The sequence below is a fragment of the Nostoc sp. LEGE 12454 genome (genome assembly GCF_056620565.1).
Genome location: NZ_JBWQXL010000005.1, coordinates 102,715 through 124,635, shown reverse-complemented (window position 1 = coordinate 124,635; position 21,921 = coordinate 102,715). Strand labels below are relative to the sequence as shown.

13 protein-coding genes are annotated in these 21,921 nt (G+C 42.6%); 7 read left to right on the top strand and 6 right to left on the bottom strand.

Translation table 11 applies throughout. The features are described 5' to 3' along the window. Positions 1–78: 78 nt before the first annotated feature. The 3 genes from AC1F2U_RS07485 to AC1F2U_RS07475 form a co-directional block, all read right to left on the bottom strand. Complete coding sequence (locus AC1F2U_RS07485) at positions 79–2,307, bottom strand: CHASE2 domain-containing protein (RefSeq protein WP_480260532.1); 2,229 nt, start codon at positions 2,305–2,307, stop codon at positions 79–81. Positions 2,308–2,384: 77 nt separating this feature from the next. After that, positions 2,385–3,122: a DUF928 domain-containing protein gene (locus AC1F2U_RS07480; RefSeq protein ID WP_480260531.1), complete on the bottom strand. Its 738-nt coding sequence runs from the start codon at positions 3,120–3,122 to the stop codon at positions 2,385–2,387. An 82-nt stretch (positions 3,123–3,204) separates the two neighbouring features. Further along, positions 3,205–8,109: a CHAT domain-containing protein gene (locus tag AC1F2U_RS07475; RefSeq protein ID WP_480260530.1), complete on the bottom strand. Its 4,905-nt coding sequence runs from the start codon at positions 8,107–8,109 to the stop codon at positions 3,205–3,207. Between the two features lie 694 nt (positions 8,110–8,803). Between AC1F2U_RS07475 and AC1F2U_RS07470 the strand changes: the two genes are divergently transcribed. Then, the gene (locus AC1F2U_RS07470) at positions 8,804–10,138 is read left to right on the top strand and encodes a phthiocerol/phthiodiolone dimycocerosyl transferase family protein (protein WP_480260529.1); all 1,335 of its coding nucleotides are present in this window, start codon (positions 8,804–8,806) and stop codon (positions 10,136–10,138) included. A 50-nt stretch (positions 10,139–10,188) separates the two neighbouring features. Here AC1F2U_RS07470 and AC1F2U_RS07465 read toward each other — a convergent pair whose 3' ends face one another. Continuing rightward, positions 10,189–10,515, bottom strand: coding sequence for an STAS domain-containing protein (locus AC1F2U_RS07465; protein ID WP_480260528.1), 327 nt, complete (start codon positions 10,513–10,515; stop codon positions 10,189–10,191). A gap of 227 nt (positions 10,516–10,742) precedes the next feature. Further along, positions 10,743–12,965, bottom strand: coding sequence for a sensor histidine kinase (locus AC1F2U_RS07460; RefSeq protein ID WP_480260527.1), 2,223 nt, complete (start codon positions 12,963–12,965; stop codon positions 10,743–10,745). Positions 12,966–13,639: 674 nt separating this feature from the next. On the opposite strand from AC1F2U_RS07460, the gene AC1F2U_RS07455 reads away from it, so the two are divergent. The 5 genes from AC1F2U_RS07455 to AC1F2U_RS07435 all read left to right on the top strand — a co-directional run bounded on the left by AC1F2U_RS07455 (position 13,640) and on the right by AC1F2U_RS07435 (position 18,931). Beyond that, entirely contained in the window at positions 13,640–14,374 is a 735-nt protein-coding gene (locus AC1F2U_RS07455; protein ID WP_480260526.1) for a DUF3865 domain-containing protein, read from the top strand. Between the two features lie 19 nt (positions 14,375–14,393). Next, positions 14,394–15,488: an aromatic ring-hydroxylating oxygenase subunit alpha gene (locus tag AC1F2U_RS07450; RefSeq protein ID WP_480260525.1), complete on the top strand. Its 1,095-nt coding sequence runs from the start codon at positions 14,394–14,396 to the stop codon at positions 15,486–15,488. Positions 15,489–15,820: 332 nt separating this feature from the next. Beyond that, positions 15,821–17,110, top strand: a complete 1,290-nt coding sequence (locus AC1F2U_RS07445) for a glucose-1-phosphate adenylyltransferase (protein WP_480260524.1) — start codon at positions 15,821–15,823, stop codon at positions 17,108–17,110. Between the two features lie 171 nt (positions 17,111–17,281). After that, a complete protein-coding gene (locus tag AC1F2U_RS07440; protein WP_480260523.1) occupies positions 17,282–17,791 on the top strand; it encodes an AAA family ATPase in 510 nt (169 codons plus the stop codon). A gap of 120 nt (positions 17,792–17,911) precedes the next feature. Further along, complete coding sequence (locus AC1F2U_RS07435) at positions 17,912–18,931, top strand: DnaJ C-terminal domain-containing protein (RefSeq protein WP_480260522.1); 1,020 nt, start codon at positions 17,912–17,914, stop codon at positions 18,929–18,931. Positions 18,932–19,441: 510 nt separating this feature from the next. Here the strand turns inward: AC1F2U_RS07435 and dprA are convergent. After that, on the bottom strand, positions 19,442–20,560 hold the full coding sequence (dprA, locus tag AC1F2U_RS07430) for a DNA-processing protein DprA (protein ID WP_480260521.1): 1,119 nt from the start codon (positions 20,558–20,560) through the stop codon (positions 19,442–19,444). A gap of 278 nt (positions 20,561–20,838) precedes the next feature. Here dprA and AC1F2U_RS07425 point away from each other — a divergent pair, with 278 nt between their 5' ends. After that, positions 20,839–21,897, top strand: a complete 1,059-nt coding sequence (locus AC1F2U_RS07425; protein WP_480260520.1) for an SGNH/GDSL hydrolase family protein — start codon at positions 20,839–20,841, stop codon at positions 21,895–21,897. Positions 21,898–21,921: the final 24 nt, after the last annotated feature.

Sequence of the window (21,921 nt, the reverse complement as noted above, 5' to 3'; positions counted from 1 at the left end):
AAACCCAAGTAGTATTGGGAGTTTAGCTTTCTCTTGCCTTCTGCCTTATCCCAATGACAAATATTTACACCCACCTACTTAAATCTTACTAAGAATTAATTTTATCTCAGAACTTTTAGTAGTAAAGCAGATATAAAATACCCCATCTTCTATTGGTTTTTCTAAAACTTTGGCATAAATATCAACGCTTAATTCTTTTGGAGAATTTGGTGATAAAACTAATTTAATATTACTGAATAAAGAAGGGATAATATCCTTTTCTATATCCTTGGGACGTACCTCAGCTCCCTTAGTGGAAAGTTTAAATAAACTGCCTTGAAAAAGATTTTTTTCAATGTGCTTTTCATCTAAAATTGTATATTCTATTGGTATTGCTTCAGCTAAGGGTAGTAATCTTTCTTCTTCTTGAGTTAGAAAGAGATTGTATTTTCCAATAATTCCCCTAACTTCATAAATATTTATCGGTAGTTTAATTCCTTTTACTTGTACTTGCTTTTGTCCGCCGACTTTAACAATTGACTCTACTTCTTTAAATGTCGATTCTGAAATAACAATCTGCCCTCCAATTGTATAGGATTCAATACGATAGGTGAGATTCACCTGGCTACCGACTACACCATATTTGGTTCGGATATAAGAACCAATATTTCCAACAACAACTTCGCCTGTGTTGACAGCTATTCCCATTTCTAATGGCGGCAGATCCCACTGCTGCATCTTTTCATTTATACTGACCATTGCTAACTGCATAGCGATCGCACAAGCAATAGCCCTTGTAGTGTCATCTTCTTTGGCAGTAGGCGCACCAAACAACACTAAAATACCATCACCCGTAAACTCATCAATGGTTCCTTGATATTGGGTAATGATATCTGCCATTGATGATAAATAAAAGTTGAGAACTTGAACAACCTTTTCCGGGGGTAATTGTTCAGAAATACTGGTAAATCCTCTTAAATCGGAGACGAGTATGGTGATTTTGCGGCGTTCGCCCCCAAGCTGTAAACCTTTTGGGCTTTCTAATAAGGTAGTGACTACTTCTTTGCTTAAGTAACGCCCAAATGTATAACGAATTTCTCCAGCAGTACGGGCGATGTAGACTGTAATAGCGATCGCAGATCCCAACAAAGCTAATAATGGTGGTACTACAGGTATCCACCAACTGGCGATAAAGGCTGCATAAGTAGTAGCTAATAGCAAACCTGCTGCCAAAATTGGACTACTTATTTTCTGGAGGGATAAAAATTTTATCCCGCCTGCATATCGCCATTGCCAAGTTAGACTTGCACCCACAAAAGACCAGAGAAAAATCCATCCTATTTCTATTGGTTGCGACCAACTCTTAATTAGTGGGCGACCTGCTGTAGCTGCACTGATAATTTGACTGGCAATATTCGCGTGAATCTCTACCCCAGGCATAGGTTCTGGAGAAGTCAACAAACCACTACTATAGGGAGTGAAGAATAAATCCTCAAAACTCTCGCTGACGTTACCAATCAAAATAATGCGATCGCGTCCCCATTCTGGTGGTACTTTATCTTCCAAAATATCTGTCATCGTGACTGTAGAAAAGCGCCTAGCTGGCCCCCTGTAATTAATTAAAATTTGGTAGCCACGGTCATCAGCTCGCACATAGCCACCATCATCAACAGCAAAGGGGATAAATCTTGTCTTTCCTAACTGCCAATTTTTTGTCTGTCCAGAAGTTTGGGGTGCAATACCTTCGGCATCAAGATAAAGTAAAGCTAAATATAATGCAAAACTGTAAATAGTCTCTCCATTTTTATCTGTTAAGTAGAGCAAACTGCGTCTTACCTTTTTATCTGGATCTAAAACCAAATCATTTGCACCTACTTGCCCTTTATCTTTGAGTGCTGGTGGTGGGTCAATTGGTTCGCGTTGGTTATCCCCTACCACTCTTTGAATACCGACTAAATTGGGGGTAGATGTAAATACTTGGGTTAATTCTTGATGTCCTGGTTCTACAGGTAAATCGCGGTAGATATCTAAACCAATAGCTCGCGGTTTCCTGGCTTTTAATTTTTGCAACAATTGAGCATACAGACCATCTGGAACGATTGGCTGACGAATTTTTTTCATGTCTGCAAGATTTACCCCGACAATGACAATCCGATCGTCGGGTGCTTCTTGGAGTCGCAGACGCATATATCCATCGAAAGCCTCCAACTCCCAAGGCTGCATTAAACCAGCAAACCGTAATAAGATGACTACACCAGCCACACTAGGAGTAGTAATCAAAACACCGCGCCATTGCCACAGTAGCTTTTTCCACTTTCTCCACATCATATTTTTTACACCAAAATTAATTTTTTAGGTTAGCAAAGTAGCCGTTTTAACTTTACAAACATATAAATGTACTGAGGTTAGCGATCGCTCGTGCAGCAGTCAAGGAAAGGTTCTTTGGCGATCGCCCCTAGACCGACTGATTGTAAAAGTTCTTCCCATTCAGTTGGCTTCTCGCGGCGCAATTGAGCAACAGTATTCAGTGCTTCCTGCCAAATTTGAGACTCTGCATAAATTTTTGCTTGTTCTAGAAGTCCTGCCCCAGCTAGCTGACTTTTCAGGGATGAACTTACTTCGGTACGCTGGAGCGATCCCTTGACAGATTCATCCTGAGAGCGGTCTTGAAAATCGCAAATCATCGTGAAGTACCATCGATAGTACTTGCCTATTTGGAGAGAAACATTTGCTGGTAATTCCAGTTTAATGATGCCAGGAGTACTAGGTAGTTTAAAAGTTGTCAGATAAACCTGATTTCCGGCTTCATCTGTCAAAGCCAATTCTCCAGATTGGGCAGTATTTTGAGGAATGTACCAATATAGTGTTGGATTGGCTGCAACCGTTTTCCCAAAATTATTTTTTGACGGCATCAAAGGCGTTATCGGTATTCCTCTCTCATCAATACAAGAAGAGCCACGCGTTCCTCCACCCAATGTTTGAGAGGGCGCTCCTCGGTCATCTACAGGTGGGAATTTGAGACTAACTTTCCACTCCAAGTTGGATGCCGATCGCCGTGATGGCAAGCTAGCAAAAGTGACAATGGTGGGAGAAAGTGCGCTAACAAGGATCGCTAAAAACAGAAAAGATTTTGGTAAATTCATGATCCGCGTAAGGACTTTGTTGGACGTAAATCTTTAAAACAGTAAATCAGTTTTTTCAGAAGTATCTGAAAAATACGCTCCCTTACCAGGGATTGCCAACGATCGTGAAACCGCTCCAATAGTAGGGATGAGTAAAGTCTTTGTCTCCTATCTGTCCTAACTCCGGCGGTAAAGGAAAACTTCTACTCGCTGTTACCAACCGACCCTTCTCTAGTCGCACCTGACCCTTGAGCATTGCTACCTGTGATTGTCGCAGAGCCTCGGCTTTGATGGGAGTTTCTTTCAATTTCTCGTAGAAACTTGTCATTAGTCCCATTGTGCTTTCATCGTTGACAGACCATAGACTGCCCATCGCTGATTTAACTCCTGCTAACACCGCCAAGCCTGCAAATCCCAACTCCGCTTCTGGGTTCCCTAATGCTGTACGACAGGCACTCAAAACTAATAGTTCCACTGGTGGCTGACTTAACTTCAACTGCTGCAATTGGCTAATTAGTAATTTGCTATACCAAAACTCAATATAGGATTTATTGATATTACCAGGCTGAAAGTTGGCATGGGTGGAGAAATGGACAATACCAAACGTCTGTAAAGCGCGGGCTTGTTTGAGCTTTTCCACGGTGAAGTTTTCGTTGAGGAAAGATTTGCCAGTCCACAATTGACTGACGATTAAAGACAACTCTACTGAAGCTGCTGGTAAGGGTTTTTGATCGGGGAAGCGATCGGCTCCCATTGCTAAAACTTGCTGATTTCTCACATCTGCATAGCGAGTATCAGTAAGTGATAGGCTGGGCATGAGACCAACGCTGTATCTTTCCACAATAAACCCTTGCCCGTCATGGAGGGCGGCGATCGGCAGGGAGCGTAAACCCGTGTCCATCAAAAAGCTGAGATTTGTGATTTTTTGAGCTTGTAAATCCTTCTCCAAAGGTTCAAGCAGCCACTTATAGAGCTTTTGAGCCAAAGGCAGGTAAGGGGGAGAGCGTTGAATGTTAGTGATAGCTGCTTGGAATTCTTGAGCGTTTTTGAGGACTTGCTCTCGCGTCGCTCCCTTAATCTGCCGTCTGATTGGTGTTCCAGAGGAAGTGACCATCACTAGCTCGAGCTGGTAGTTACCTTGAGCTTGTTGTGTAGTGGGTTGTACTTGCTGTCGGCGCTGCTCCAAACTTTGAGAATTGAACTCCCAGATAGGTTGCGGTTGCTTGGTAGCCTCCTGTTGTTGAGATTTGGAGTCTTGCTCGGTTTTGGGTTGAAACAAGACATAAATTAGGGCAGGTTTAACGCCAGTGGCTTGTTCAATTCGGCGCAGTATAGCTTGGGCTTCTTTTAGGGTTTTGATGCGGACATTGCTGATACCCAAATGGTTCTCAAAGGTCTTGGTGAAGACTTGCTCCAATTCTGGCATGTTGGTGTCAGTTGCTTGTGTGGAGGCGAAGCTTACTTCTGGTTGCTGGGTAAGAGGGAAGGGATTGGTGAGATCGACGGGATTAAAATTAATAAGTGGAGTCTCAGTTGGGGGTGGAGGGGGGATAATAGAAATTTTCCCACCAACGATCGCACCAGCTGTACCATTTACCGAGGCATTGCCAATCTGAAACGGATTTAAGCTGCCTCCTCCATGCCGGATCGTGATGTCTCCGCCACTGTTACCGCCAAGGCTGGAAATGCTAGCCAGACCGCTGTTGCTGTCGGTGAAGGTGTCTGTTACTCGGAAAAATTGTCTAGCGGTGATATCTATGTCACCACCTCTACCGTTTTTCCCACCTTGGGCGTTAATCTGGGTAGCTTGAATGTCACGGCTGGAGTCAAGGGTGACTTTGCCACCGTTGCCCAAACTACTGCTGGAATCAATTGCGCCAGTGGTAAGATTGGTGGCAGCTTTGGCGATGATGGCACCACCATTAACTCCTGAGCTGTTCAGGTTGCCCGTAGAAATGGCATCGCCGCTTTCTAGAGCGATCGCTCCCCCATTCCCAGTTGTAGAACTAGTGTTGAGAGTTCCCGTACTGGTATTGATATTGCCACTGGTGCTGGTTATTCTAATCTCTCGACCTTGGTTTACGACATCGCCAGTGGTAATGTTTTGGTTGGCTTGCAGGTTAAGGGTGGCATTGTCAGCTCCAGTGAGTTGAAATCCACTAGTGTTGATGGAACCTGAGCCAAAGGGCGATCGCAAAGTAACCGGATCGTTGAAAGTCACATCACCAGCCAACGTAATGGCACCGCTACTGTTATCCCGCCCGATAAATATTTGAGAAAAGCCATTTTGCCAGGTGTTTAATTTACTAGCATTTAGATTTAAACGGGCATCGTTAATGTTGCCACCCAAGGTAATGCCTAAGCTAGAAGTACGAGGCTGCAACTGAAGGATACCAGTACCTTTGATTTGGGTGGTGCCAAGGAAGTTTATTTCGTCAGCTGTGAGGGCGATCGTACCACTGCCTGTTCCAGTGGGGTTAATCGAACTGTTCTTAATGCTAATTCCTTCTGTACTGTTACTACTAGCGCCTTCTAAGGTTATATTTCCTGTTCCCGTCGATTCCACCTCTGCGCCGTTTTCCAGTAAAATACCGAAGTTACGATTTCCCTCTCCATTCCCGCCAGTACCCATGAGGCTGATATTTCCATTGGCTGAACTGACTCTGGAATTGGCACTGATATATATCCCCTCACTAATATCAGTCCCGACTCCGGCAATCCCCTCTAGAGTAATTGTCCCCGTTTTAGTCGCGGCGATGATGCTACTGTTTACTTCAATGCCGTCGTTGTCCCTACCTCCTCTGGCGTTACTAGTACCTTGGAGTGTAATCTTCCCAGTTCCAGTGGAACTCACCAGGCTATTGTTAAGCTGAATCCCGTTGTTGTTGTTTCCATTCCCGTAGCCTATGCCAGTTAAGCTGATATCTCCATTTTCAGCCATGATGCTGCTATTATTCAGCAAAATGCCTTTCTGCTCGCTAGCATCAGCATTATTTCCCTGACCTTTAATCGAAATATTGCCAGTACCAGAATTGAGAGTAGCTCCATCAAGGCTGACTCCAATGGGATTTGCTGCTGTTCCTTGTGCCGGCTCGTTTAAGGGGTTACTACTACCGCCCAGAACTATATTGCCTCCATTAGAATCGATCGCAGCACCGCTTTTGAGGGCGATCGCTCCTCCACTGATACCGTCTCGATCTGCATTGAGGGTGACATCCAACTTCCCCACACCACTGGCTGTTAGCTTGGCATCCGAGTTGATAAAAATACTGTTATTAGCTTCTAGCGTGAGATTTGCATTCCCAGCAGCCGTTGTACCGATGTTGGCATTGATGTTGATATTGCGATCGGCAGCTAATTTCAAGTCAGAACCGCTGTTCCATGAGATCGGATTGCTGACTGTAATATCTCCTTTACCAGCCAAACCCGATGTTGTCGAAACGGTAACATTACTCAAAGCTAGTTGATTTTGTAGCGTAGTCGAGTTGAGATTAGAAGAGGTTGTGGTGGTGTCAGCAAATATCCCCCTACCGAAGGTCATACTGGCGATATCCATCGCGTTGCTGATGGTGATATCAGTCGGATCTAGCAGGAGCGTGCCGACTTTACCCGCAGGCGAACGCAAATCAACCAAGCCTTGAAATAAGAGCAATCCTTTGCTAGATACTTCTACTAACCCGCCATTCCCAGTATTAAGCCCCCCGATGGCGTCGATCTTACCAAAGAACTGAGTATTATTATCTGACCAAACGATCGCCCGACCGCCATCACCGTTTAGCAGTGCGTTAGCATTAATTACCGAATCGCTGCTAACAAATGTCTGTAAGGCATTGGGCAAGATACCTTGACCTTTGTAGTCTCCCCCAATCCTGACGGTGCCGCCACCAGTTGTGCCAGAGGCATTAATGTTAGCACCAATCAATCCGACGCGATCGCCCAAGACGTTTACTGTACCACCTGTCTGCATAACTCCTGTATTAGAAACATCTAGGGTTCCAGAAGCGATCGTAGTTCCTGCGGCAGTTGGGATAGTTGTACCAGATCGTGTTAACTGCACTGTGCCAGCATCTAAATTAGCGATCGCACCAAGATTTAGTCCCTTAGACCCTTGGGTTAACAGCGTTGGCAAATCCAGAGGGTTAATTGCTTGGTGTTGGTCTGTTGTACTTCTTGGCAGTTCTAGTTCTAAACTCAGCAGGTTTCCTGCTTGAGAGATCCGAATCAGGTTTGTCCCTGGCACTGCTGCAAGAGTGATATTTCCGCCGGGTGCGCTCAATGTAGCCGTATTGATAATACTGCCACCGATTAAAGTCAGATTGTGTCCTTCTAAAACTGACAAACTACCAGCATTGATAATACTGCCAGGATTGGCGAAATCAAAGGCAAACCCAGAGGGATTACCATTTAAATTTGAGTAATCATTTTTACCGACTGCATTAAACCAAAGGCGATTATCAAAGCCAATTGCTGTAGCAGTCGTTACCGTAAAGTCAGCCGGAAGGTTAATTTGGGCATTCGATCCAAAGATGACTCCAGCTGGATTCATGATGAATAAGTTGGAATTTCCTCCAGTTACCTGAATCAGCCCATTGATGGTTGAAGGATCTCCGCCGACAACTCGTGTGAGAATATTATGAATATTGGGATTCGAGAGAAAATTGGCAATCTGCTCCTGATTGAGTCCAAATTTCTCCAAGCTGTGAAATAGGTTCGCCCGATCGCCAGAAAGCTTACCCCCTTGGATATCGATGCGGTTTCCCTCTTGAGTCACAACTGTCCCTGTCCCATCATTAGCTGGAACAATGGATTGTCCAAGTACGGGTTTGGCAGCAATGCTCCCCAACCAGAAGCATAGGGTAAGCACGATTGGCAATGAAGCATCCTGATTTTTAAACACCAGTTGCTTCTGCTGGCAAAGACGCTGTAAAAAGAAGTGCACAACTGCCTCGCCAACGTACTGCCTTGCCAACGTACTATTTCGTTTTGACTTTTGATTTTTTCTGTTCACTACCAATTCCCCAAGCTTAAAGTTGATAATTCACTTGGAAATAAAAGCCATCATCTTGAACGTTATTACTATGTGCGATCGCCATAATTCTAGTGGTGCGCTACACAAACTTTGCCTCGTAGCGAGCAGAGGGGAAAGAACACTTGCGAACTATCTTCTTTTTGTCCAAAGTCCAAACAGTAGATATCTCTAAAATAGTATCATTCTGTTATAGAAGAACATTACAGAGTTTTTTTTACACACAAATATGAGTGACATCCTAAATTATATTGAAGACAATCCTAAAAAACAAAGCTTTTGATTGGTTTGGACTATGAACAATTATAACAATTAATGTTAAATACACCGTGATTGTATCATAAAAAATAAGCTTTCTTAGAATTGAAAAAAGTGAAAATTATTGTTATATGAGGAGGTCGTAAACCAAAACTATCTATTAAAAAAAATCATTTTAAGAGGCTCGATCTTAACCTCTCACGAATACATACTGCGTCGTCTTGTAGTCTAAAGATTTACTTTATAAATGGTCTCTAGGCAGAAATATAGAAGATTATTTAACCAATAATATGATTTTAGCTCGAAAGTGAGGATCGCGTTTTAGGAACAGTCAATCGGGCGATCGCTCTCAGTCGTTGGTTCAACTATTTAAGCACTCAATTGCCCACATATTAACATTGTATTTGAGTAATTTATAATGCAGATAAATTCTTCCACTTTGAATGTAAATAGAATACTGTCTCCTGACGAACGCGTGTTTGAAATTGCAAATCAGCTTGGAGGCGCATTAATTAACGTCGTCATTAACCGTATTAGAGGACCCCTGAGTGCAGCCATTGTCAGACAGGCAATTGACTTGACTCAACGTCGCCACCCACGTCTAAATTGTCGGATCGTTGGTTCTACAGATTCCCCACGCTTTGAAGAGGGAGGCGTGACGATCCCGTTGCAACTAATACATAGCCAAAATGATAATCAGTGGCAAAATATTGTTTTGCAAGAACTAAATCAAAAAATTGAAAGCGACAAATATCTCATGCGTGCTGTATTGGTTCAGCCTGTTGGCGAACCAAAAGAATCAACAGTCAGCTTTTTGATTGTTACCCTACATCATGCCGTTGCAGATGGCACATTCTGCATCCGACTGCAAGCAGATATCTTGACGTACTGTCAAAAAATAGCAGAGGGACAATCTGTTGAAACAGTGGCGCGTTTGCCTGTGCTGCCTGCATTGCCAAAGCTTTTCCCTCCCTCAATGCAAGGATACAGTGGTGTAGTCAATACGATCGATTGTCTGTTGCGGCTTGTCAGCCAATATGTCGCCCATCGTCCCGAAACTTTAGGTTTTGAGCAGTATCAAACACCGGAATTACGCCGCGCTAACGTGGTTTATCGCCAACTTGATGAAACTTTCACCCAACGGTTCAATGAAGTTTATAGAAAGGAGAAAGCGAGCGAACAGAGTGCTTTGTGTGCTGCCATGATGCTTGCAGCCGCGAATAAAATAACAGGTGGAAAAAAGCGAGATATCTGTTTGAGTTGTCAGTCATTTGCAGACCTGCGTCGCCGCATCCAACCAATAATTAGTGATGAGCAGATGGGGTCTTTAGCTTCATCCACTGTTACATTTCACACCCTAAAACCAAGTATGTCCTTTTGGGATTTAGCACGCGATGTAAAACAACAAATCGCTACGAATATCCAGCGCAACGATCTATTTAGTATGATGCTAGCATCTGGACTGGCAGTGGCAACGAAGGGGATGCTCTTAAATCAAGTACTGGCTACTGTTGGAGTCACTAAGCTTGGTTTAGTTAACATTTCCGATCGCTATGGGGTATTTAAACTCGAAGAAATTAATGCTGTAGCTTCAGCATCGGTGTTTCCAGGTGTTTTTGTGGTTGAGGCATTAAGGTTCAAGAAAAATATGTTTTTGAATTTTATATTTTCTGAACCTTCACTCAGTCAGGAAACGATCGCGGCACTTGCAGACGATGCTATTGTCTACCTAGTTGATGCTTGTTCAGATTAGAGTTCCTGCCAGCGTAAATTTGTTTTTCTGGTAGTGACTAGTTGAGTTTCTCAGGAAGCAGCATCATATTCATCAACTATAAGTAGGCTTTGGTCAATTCCAGTTTTTTTGAGTGTTTCCAAGACCATTTCTTGCGGAGCAACTATGTAAATATTTGCATTAGCATCTATTGTGTGTTTAGCAAAAATGAGTACCCGTAGACCCGCACTGGCCATATATTCTAAGTCTTGCATCAACAACACGAGGTGTTTTGGATGCTCAACTGCTGCTTTCTCTACCTCTGTCTTGAAAATGGGTGCAGTCATTGCATCTAATTCTCCTGACAAAGTGATTTTAGCAACATCATTGCCGATCTCTAGTGTGACGCTGAAAGCCATAACTTTTTCCTCTATACTTGTTTATTTGAACCTATTCGTGAGATTTTAAGGTCGGAGACAATTTATCAACAAGCAATTATACTTAAAATATTGCTGGAAATTGGCGTTGGAAACATAATTTTTGAGCAGGTGATGCCTACTTTGGGCTATACCTACGCGTAAGGGACTTCCAACTCAAAAAAGATCCCATCGCTGTGTAGGCAGAGAGGCAGGGAGTTCTTAACAGTCTATACTTTGACGACGCGTTCAGGAGCTTGTTGGTGGATAGGCACTTGAATTATGAAATTAGTACCTTCCCCAAGGCTAGAAAAACATAGCAATTTCCCACCATGCTTTTCCGTAATGATTTGGTAGCTGATTGCCATACCCATGCCTGTTCCTTTGCCTACAGGTTTGGTAGTAAAAAATGGATCGAAGATCCGGCTTTGAACCGATTCTGGCATTCCTTGTGCATTATCAGCGATCGCAATTTCGATTGATTGTGAATCAACTACTGAAGTGCGGATAGTAATTTGACTGGGATTTTCTTGTATCTGTTGAGAGGTGCGCTTGATATCTGCTTCATCAAGGGCATCGATTGCATTTACCAAAATATTCATCAATACTTGGTTGAGTTGACCAGGATAGCATTCCACTTGCGGCAAGTTGCCATAATCTTTGATAACTTTAATTGCTGGACGGTCTGGTTTATCTTTAAGGCGATGTTGCAGAATCAAAAGCGTACTTTCGATACCTTCATGAATATCAACTGTCTTAAATTCCGCTTCATCCATACGCGAAAAATTCCGCAGCGATAGCACAATATTACAAATTCTTTCAGTCCCCATTTTCATTGAAGGCAGTATCTTTTGTAAATCTTCAATGAGAAATTCTAAATCGATTTCCTCTGCTAATGCTTGAATTTCTGGGTCATGACTAGAATAGCGTTCTTGGTAGAGATAAATCATCTGTAACAAGTTTTGAGTATATTCATCCAAGTGAGTAAGATTGCCGTGAATAAAGTTGACTGGGTTATTGATTTCATGGGCAATACCTGCTGCCAGTTGACCCAGACTAGACATTTTTTCACTTTGAACTACTTGTGCTTGGGTACGTTGCAATTCACTCAAGGCTGTTTTCAGTTCAACAGTCCGTTTTTCGACTCGCGCTTCCAGTTCTGCATTACTATTTTCTAAAGCCACAAATGATTCGCGCAATTGCCCTGCCATGTGATTAAAAGAGTGAGCAAGAGTGTTGAGTTCATCGATATTGCCCTCTTCGAGTGTCTGCTGTAAATCACCGAATGCTATTGCCTGGGTAGTCTGATTCAAGCGCAAGATAGGATGGGCAATCCAGCGTGAGGTAAATATGCCAATTGTCACTGCTACTATCAGCGCCCCAAAACACAGCAGGATGCTAATTTGGGTGTTGGCATGGATTTGCGCCATGTAAGTTTTTTCCGGAATACCAACTACTACCAACCAGTCCAAACCATGTTGGTCTCGCCAAGGTACAATATGTACGTAGAAATTTTCCCCTTGAACATTAACTTTCAGTTTTTGGGTATTGGTAATCGACTGGAAATTTGGAATGCGCTGCTGAAGCTGCTTGGCAATGTTTTGTACCGCCGGATTGGGGCTGTCGATCGCTTTAAGGCGTTTAATTTCGTTATTGACTACGGTAAAAGGCTTTTCTTGAGCAGAATTGGCAACCAACATACCATCACGCTCCATAATAAAAACTTGTCCGAAGTGGCTGACATTTAATTTTTGTAAAAATTCACTGAGTTTCAACAGGTGAATTTCAGCCCCGACAACACCAATCAGTTTTTTGCTGGCATCATAAATCGGACGACCTGCCGATGCCACAATATAGGGGGGATAAGCAGGATCGTAATAAGTATAAATGCGAACCCAGATAGGTTTACCGGCTTTCACAGGTTCAGTATAGGCAAGTTCATTGACAGTATCCCAAGTACTGGTCGTCATCACTTTGGTTGGGTTGCCATCATTATCTGTTAAGTAAGTTTTCGTATTTTTCGGCAGACTTGGAGTTTTGATCGCATTATCATCGATTGTCACCGTTTTGCCATCGTAACGGCCGGCTCCAGTTCCTTCTCCAGTTGCTAGGTTCAAGCTGATAAAAGTTAGGTCATAGGCTTGCATTTCATGCCAGAAATACTTGCCAACCTTGAGGCGATCGCGCACATTCAGCAATCCCATACGAATTGCATCCGCATTTAACTGGATAACTTTATGGGGAATTGACAGGTAAGCATCCAAATGTTGATTTACTTCACCACTGGTTCGTTCCATCAACTGATCCGCAAGATCGTTCACCGCTTTCTCGCCATTTTTAAACGACAGATACCCAACCAGTCCCACGATGCCAAAAACTTGCAACACAAAAGGAACGATCAGAACAAGGTGTAATGAAAATGCACGGACTTTGCTAGATGGATGTATCTTCATGAGTGGTAAATCTTGGTTCGCTCAGGTCTTGGCTTAACCTAGATTACCCATCACAAACTTCATACTATCAAATACCAGAAAAATCACTTAGTTGTATTTATACTATTTTTAAGATAATTTGTGCTTCATTTTTCCGAACTTTATCCTCAATCAAGCTCGTTCCTTGCCTCTGCGAACAAGATAAATACATCTGTGTCCCGCTATTTGAGATATTTAATGTGATTTACTCAGTATTAATATTTAGTAATTAAGTTTACTTAAATAATGCCACTTGATAAATGTTTCAGTAGAAAAACATTACTTTAATAATCTTAATGAAGTATGAATCTTTATAATGATTTAATATATACGGTAATACCACTCAAGCTTCTTGAATTCCTAAAACCTAATCTGGCAATCAAGAATGCCAAAAACTTCATAAATTAACTGTTTGCAAGTTAGGCCTGATATCGGTATTCAGAAATCTTTGGTAATCAACCAAACTAACTGAGTATCAATTTTGCCTTGCCTGTATTCAGAAATACTTGGCGACCGGCCCAGTGAAATACGTATTAATTTTACGTATCAATTTTGCTTGCTTTTGATATTGCCGCTAGTATCACCTTTTTTATATTCACAGCAGCTTTTGAGACAAATCGACCGACACTACTTCAACTCTTGAAAGGACTAAAATTGTGAACACATTCGATCGCCTAACTCAGCAGCTGAACCAACTGCTCGCTCAAGATTACCTGGCATTTAGTATTACAAAAAATCCTGTTGCACAAATGCTGAGTCAAGCAAGCTTTGCTCAGATTGCTTATATCATGCAGCAATATTCGATTTTTCCAAAGGAGTTGGTGGGTTTCATAGAGTTAGCAAGACAGAAAGCACTGGTAGCAGAATGGGATATTGTAGCCCAAGAACTCAAAGAAAACATTGCTGAAGAGATGGGCAAAAGTACACAAGGAATCTCTCATTACACGCTTTTAGCTGAAGGGTTAGAGCAAGGATTAAGTGTTCCTGTGAAGAACGCAACGCCATCGATCGCTACATCCAAATTGTTAAGAACTGTGCAATCGATATTTGACCAACAACTACCTAATGTGCTAGGGGCAACCTATGCACTCGAAGCAACCTCAATTCCGGAATTAACTCTGATCGTGCAACTTGTAGAGTGGTTGCTAGAAGGAGCAATGCCCAAAGATTTGGAATATTTCTTCAGCAAGCATTTAAACGAGTGGGAACTCGAACATGAAGCGGGCTTGAGAACATCTCTGGCAGCATATATCCAACCGGAACAATTTGGAGAGTTTTCAGCAGGGTTTCGGACAACGATCGATGCAATGGAAGCTTGGTGGCAGGAATTAGCGCAAGAGGCAATCTCATCTGAGGTTGTTCTGAGTACAGCGATCGCTCAACACTACTGATTAAATAGAACTTAACACTATGAATATCTTCACCCATACATCATTTGTGGATGAAACTCCTAATACTAATAAACCAAAATTTGGGCTACCTGGTGATTACTACTTTAGCGAGCAAATTTTTGCTTATGAGCAGCAAACTATCTGGCGTAACACCTGGCAGTTTGTAGCACGTGAATCCGATTTACCTAATCCTGGGGATTATTTAACTTGCCAAATTGGCGATCAACCCATGTTCGTGATTCGAGATAATAATGGTGAATTGCAAGCAATGCACAATGTTTGTCCGCATCGCGGAGCGCAGATGTTACAAGGGCAGGGTCATTGTCAACGGGTACGTTGTCCGTATCATGGTTGGAACTTCAATTATGAAGGCAATCTTAAAAGTTTACCTCGCGCTGAGTGTTTTCCCAATTTAGATAAGTCGGCTGTCTATCTAGCTAAGGGACGAGTAGAGACATGGGGCGGCTTTATCTTTGTTTGCTCAGAAGCAGAAGGCGAATCGTTAGTCAGTTATTTAGCCGGATTCTCAGCCTATTTAGAGCAATATAAGCACTCTTGGCAGGAACTTCAGCAGGTCGATCGTTGGTTTTATGAAGAGCCAGCCAATTGGAAATTTCCCATTGAAAATTATCTAGAGTGTTATCACTTGTCAGTTGTTCATGCCCAAAGTTTAAAATGTTTCGATCCAAAGAATATTATTTACACTGCAACTGGGCGACACTATCAGATATTTGTTCCTTTTACAGATGATGAATTTGTCAAAGATCACCCCGCTTTTTCAGGAGAACCAAAGGGACAATCGTATCAGGGCTTCATCTTTCCTAATATGATGGTGAATACTGCAAGAGACAAAGTTTCAGTTTTTCGGCTGACTCCTTTATCTCCCACAAGAACTAAGTTTGAGGTTTTTATTTATCAAACAAAAGCACAGATTGAAGAATTTCCTTATAAGCAGGATGAATTTCGACCTGAATTTGAGCGGGTGTTAAATGAAGACTTTGGGGTGGTGCGATCGCTACAAGCAAGCGTTCATTCCAAAGCTTATGGTGTACTTCAGTTTGCAGATATTGAATATGGAATTTCTCACTTTCATCAAGTTTTGTCGAAATACTAATTTGTCATCAATTGCAACCACAAATTGTTTATTTTTTCTCCCAAGTTTCACGCGCTTATCTTTTGAATTTATAACGATCTTTCAAGTTGGATTTTTTACCATAACCGAAGATTTAATTATGTCCCTCAGTATGAGTAAAGTCTAGCGATCGCCTCCCATTTTTCATCTCAATTAATACAAATGTTCTATCTTTTCTCCTTATCAGCCCCACTATCCATCACCAGTAGGAATCTTTAAAATTCATCCCAAAGAATCAGACGATCCCCCTTACCTGTGGTGGCAGACAGTCCTAAACTGAAGATGAGAGTTGAAAGGCAGTCGGGAGAAATTTTGTGAAGAAAGTATTATCAATCATTCTTGGTGGTGGCGCGGGTACTCGGCTTTACCCGCTAACCAAACTACGCGCTAAACCAGCAGTACCAGTAGCGGGGAAATACCGCCTAATCGATATCCCTGTCAGTAACTGCATAAACTCCGAAATATTCAAAATCTACGTCCTGACACAATTCAACTCAGCTTCCCTGAATCGTCACATCGCCCGTACCTATAACTTTACTGGCTTCAATGAAGGGTTTGTAGAAGTGCTAGCCGCACAACAAACACCAGAAAACCCCAACTGGTTCCAAGGTACAGCCGATGCTGTACGTCAGTACCTGTGGTTAATGGAAGAATGGGATGTAGAAGAATATCTAATTCTTTCAGGCGATCACCTCTACCGCATGGATTATCGCCAGTTTATCCAACGCCATAGGGAAACGGGAGCTGATATTACTCTCTCAGTCATCCCCATTGATGAGCGTCGCGCCTCAGATTTTGGCTTGATGAAAATTGACGATTCTGGTAGGGTAATCGATTTTAGCGAAAAACCCAAAGGTGAAGCGTTACACCAAATGCAAGTTGATACAAGTGTACTGGGATTATCAAAAGAACAAGCCCAGCAACAGCCCTACATCGCTTCAATGGGGATTTATGTCTTTAAAAAAGATGTTTTGTTCAAGTTGTTGAGAGAAGGTATAGAAAGGACTGATTTCGGCAAAGAAATTATTCCTGATGCCTCTAAAGATTACAACGTTCAAGCTTACCTTTTTGATGACTACTGGGAAGATATTGGAACAATCGAAGCATTTTACCATGCCAATTTAGCCCTAACTCAGCAGCCTCAGCCCCCCTTTAGTTTCTACGATGAAGAAGCGCCAATTTATACCCGTGCCCGCTACTTACCTCCAAGTAAACTATTAGAATGCCAAATCACAGAATCAATTATCGGCGAAGGTTGTATTTTGAAAAATTGCCGCATACAACATTCAGTTTTAGGAGTGCGATCGCGAATTGAATCTGGTTGTGTGATCGAAGAGTCTCTACTCATGGGTGCAGATTTTTATCAAGCTTTTGTAGAACGTCAATGTAATGTAGAAAAAGGTGACATTCCTGTAGGTATTGGTACTGACTCGATTATTCGCGGTGCTATCATTGATAAAAATGCCAGTATCGGGCACGATGTCAAAATCATCAATAAAGATAACGTGCAAGAAGCTGACCGAGAAAGTCAAGGTTTCTACATCCGTAGCGGCATCGTTGTCGTGCTGAAAAATGCTGTAATTCCTGATGGAACAATCATTTAGTCATTAGTCATTAGTCATTAGTCATTAGTCATTAGTCACTTGTACTAAGTTTCGACTGCGCTCAACTACCGCGTTCGCGTAGCGTCTCGTAGAGAAGCCGAAGTATTAGTCATTAGTCATTGGTTAATAGTTACAAGCAACAAAAGACAATGGACAAAGGACAAAGGACTAATGACTAAACTCATTTTGCTGATTGGTCTTCCAGGTAGTGGAAAGTCAACTTTGGCAAAACAATTACTGGCAGAATGCCCCCAAATGGCGCTAATTTCTACGGATGCCATTCGGGGGCAATTGTTCGGTTCCCAAGCCGTTCAAGGGCCGTGGCGACTGATTTGGCGCGAAATTGAGCGGCAATTTCAGCAAGCTATTTCCACAACTAATATAGCTATTTTTGATGCCACCAATGCCCAGCGCCGTCATCGTCGTGAAGTCATTACTTTCGCCCGTAACCAGGGCTTTACCCACATTAGGGGAATTTGGGTGGATACACCAGTTTGGCTGTGTTTGGCACGGAATAAAAGGCGATCGCGCCAAGTTCCAGAAGAAATTATTTTGCGGATGCACCGTCAACTCCGGGATGCTCCCCCAAGTCGGGAAGAAGGATTAGACAGCCTGAGCCGCTTATCAGAAAAATCGGAGTACGGGAATTGCGATTCCTTGGTGAGCGAGAACCACACTTGATTTTCTATATTTTTTGTTAATTTGAAATCATATTCTTTTTGTTTGGCACTATACCAGGCAAATTAAACATCTCTCTTCTTCAAAAAAAACATAACGGGAATTTCTATAGGAGGCTGGTAGATGGCTGCAACCGACTTCAAAGACTATTACGCTATTTTGGGAGTCAGCAAGACTGCCAGTTCGGAGGAAATTAAACAAGCCTTTCGTAAACTAGCCCGGAAATACCATCCTGATGTCAACCCAAACAACAAGCAGGCAGAGTCACGCTTCAAAGAAGTTAGCGAAGCCTATGAAGTTGTGTCAGACCCAGATAAACGCAAAAAATACGACCAATTCGGTCAATATTGGAAACAAGCTGGTGAAGGTTTCCCATCTGGCGGCGCTGCTCCCGATATGGGTAACTTTGACTTCAGTCAATATGGCAATTTTGATGAGTTCATTAATGAGTTGCTAGGACGCTTTGGTGGCCCTCCCCCTCGTGGTGCGGGTACGGGGCGCCAAAGTCAGGCACGAAGTCACTCTTACCGCACTTCTCCAGGTACCTCAACTCATTTTAGCAGCAGCTTTAACGATTTTGGGTTTCAAGATGGAGGTGTGGGTAGTACCCAGGATAGTGAAGCTGCGATCGCTCTAACTTTTGCTGAAGCATTTAATGGTGTGAAAAAGCGCTTCAGTTTAGGTAATGAAACAATAGATGTCAACATCCCATCTGGGGCTAAAACTGGTACTCGCCTACGGGTGCGGGGCAAAGGTCAAATTAACCCCATGACTCAACAACGGGGAGATTTATACTTAAAAGTCGAACTTCAGCCGCACACCTTCTTCCAAATGGAAGGCGATAACTTGGTATGCGAAGTGCCAATTACACCAGATGAAGCGACTCTGGGAGCGTCTATTGATGTACCCACTCCTGATGGTTCAGTGAATGTCAAACTACCAGCAGGAGTGCGTTCTGGTCAATCTCTACGTTTACGTGGCAAAGGTTGGCCCCTCCCCAAAGGTGGACGCGGCGATCAGTTGGTGAAAGTGGCGATCGTTCCACCAAAAGACCTCAGCCAACAAGAGCGGGAATATTATGAAAAAATCCGGGCTATACGTACTTATAATCCCCGTAGTCATTTGAACCAATTCAAGCTTTAATAAGCAAAAAAAGAATCGCCATAATTAAAATCTCGTCATTACCCACATTTTGGTAACAGTCAAAGTATTATGCGAAACCACATCCTGTCTAGAACTTAAGTTCTGCGGCTCAGAGCTACTGTTCGCTCAAGTGGACTCAATCGTGTTCGGGTGAGTGTTTAACCGAACTTCAGATAAATTGTTGTTTAGTCCAGTTAAGAGAACTTGAACTATTCGCCTTGGAATTGTATTTCGAGGCACAATAGTTCTACTTGGTATTCAAAAGCCCACTGATTCCTTATTTTAAGTAGTTCGATTTTATATAAAAATTGTATTTTTATATTGTCAGAAATCTGATGATTAAATTGCTAAAAACAAAGCTAAATAATGTTGTTAGGGACTTGCGTAAAAATAAAGTACCAATAAACCGAGTTTCGACTGCGCTCAACTCTCGACATTTGGGGGTTGAGCGCAGTCGAAACCCGCCTGGTTGGGACACTATTAACCCGCAGATCCCTTATCTTTTAATTCTTAACTTTTTTGATACCGCATACCTGGTAGTTGCGAAATAAAACCCATAAGTTCCAACTGTAACAAAGCACCGGAAACTGAGCCAGCAGCCATACCGGTTTGTTGGACAATAAAATCAAAGGGCAAAGCATCACTTGCGATCGCATTCATTACCCTTTGCAATTCTGGTGATAAAGTTGGTAAACTTAACTGCTCTGGTGGTGTAGAAGCCTCAATTGCATCAATTTGTGGTATTGCTCCTAGCATTGTTAACAGTTCGTCTAGTTCTTTAAGAATGAAAGAAGCTCCCTGACTCAGTAATTTTAAGCACCCTTGGGATGGATAATCGTCTAGTCTTCCAGGTAATGCATAGACATCTCTACCAAATTCATTTGCGTAGGTAGCAGTAATTAACGCACCAGATTTTAAAGGCGCTTCCATTACTAAGATGGCGCGGCTTAAACCTGCAATAATCCGGTTGCGACGGGGAAAGTGAGTCCGATCGGGTGGGGTTTTTGTGGGGTACTCACTTACGACTAACCCAGCCGTCAAAATTTGCTTGTACAAATCCCGATTTTTATGCGGATAGATGACATCAACACCAGTCCCCAAAACTGCGATCGTTCGTCCACCTGCTTTCATGGCGGCGATGTGGCTTTCGGTGTCAATTCCCTCTGCCATACCAGAAACGACTGTAAAACCATTTTTAGCCAAAGCTGTACTAATTTGGCGAGTCCAACGGATACCATATTCTGAAGGTTGGCGGGTTCCGACAATCCCAACCATTGGTTTTTGTCCGAGATTTTCTTGGAGTTCGACTTCACCGCGATAGTACAAAATTGGCGGTGGACTCGGAGTTTCTAGCAGTAAGCGGGGATAATCTGCATCTGCTGGCGTCCAGAAATGAGAATTTTCCTGCTGGTGCTTGGTGAATAGTTGTTCTGGGTGCAAACGCGATCGCTGTTGTACTACTTTTTCTAATGTCTGAAAACCAAAACCTTCTACTTCTCCTAACTGTACCTTAGTAGCGTTCCAAGCTGTTGCCAGCGTGCCAAAATGCTGTTGCAACCGTCGCAGTAATACTGGCCCAATTCCGGAAATTTGCGCCCAAGCTAGCCAATACGCGCCTTCTTCTACCACCGTTCTATCCTCACGCCACTGGATTGAGTATTCCCAAATTAGGGTTGGCTGTTGATGGAGTAGGGGCGATACTGTGCGGTTAAGGCAAGAGACGCGATGAATCGCCGTCTCTACAAAGACCTCTTTCCCAATTCCCCTTGACTTTTGACTCTTGACTCTTGACTATTAACTATTGACTATCTATCTTCTTATCCTGTGTGATGAAATATTTCTATCGTCTTCTAATAAGCCTATCTGGGTGCTTAATATTTTTACTGGTACATAGTGGACTTGGTTTGTTGCCTAGTTTGGCAGCCGAAAAAGTTACTGTCAGGTACGGATTGTTTGAGCAATCGATCCCGGTGGCAGATATACGCAATTATGACAAGACACAAAAGGTTTCTGGCGATCTGAAATCTTTTCTAGATTACCTCAGCGCTGAAGAGAAACAGAAATTTCAAGAAGCCCTTCAAGTGAAAATGTCGCTTGATATTGTGGCTTTAGATAAGCTGGTAAACACAGGAATGGGCAAGCAAATTTTATCTTTTGCTTCCCAAGCGATCGCTCGTCGCGATCAAGCTAGTATACAAGCACTACGATCTGCCCTGATCATCGGAGCAAGATCGCCAGAAGGTCTAGGAATAACCAGCTTTCTCCAAGCCTATCCCAGCGATCAACTAGTTATTGAGGTGTCAAAGATTAAGAAGTTAGTCGGTATGGCAAATTCCTCTGCTAGTTCTGCTGATGCGCCGCCGAAAGATGACGTAAGTTCTTCACCTTTAGGGAAAGTTGCCCTACAATATCAAACACTCGCCGCCCAGGATAAACAGTTCTCAGGTTGCTTATTTGGCGATTCTATTTCGGCTGGACTTGGCAATACTCTTGGGAGTGGTACTTTTAATTTTGGGTTAAATGGTCTGAGTACAATCTCATTACTAGAACAACTCAAAAGTTTAATTCCTACCAAGGTGAAATGCGAAAAAGCCATTATTGCCATAGGTGGAAATGATGCTTTGTATAAAATTAGTGATGAATTATTTAGCAAAAATCTCCAAGAGGCGATCGCACTTATCCGCACAATAGGAGCTAAAGAGATTTTTCTAATTCCGGCTTTTTATTCGACAGTGGCAGCAAGCTCAGATCCAACTGTAGCAGCCCCACTTGCTAGAGTTGAACAAATTAATGTTCTGATTAATCGAGTGGCTGAAACAGAAAAAGTACCAGTTGCCGCAGCCGGACTAGCACCATTATATGAAAATAATGTTCTTAAAGAAAATTTCACCAGTGATGGCGACCATCTGAATGCAGAGGGTCTGAAAATTTATCGGCAAGCATTATTACAAATCTTGGGTAAGTAATACCATTTTGAATTTTAGATTTGG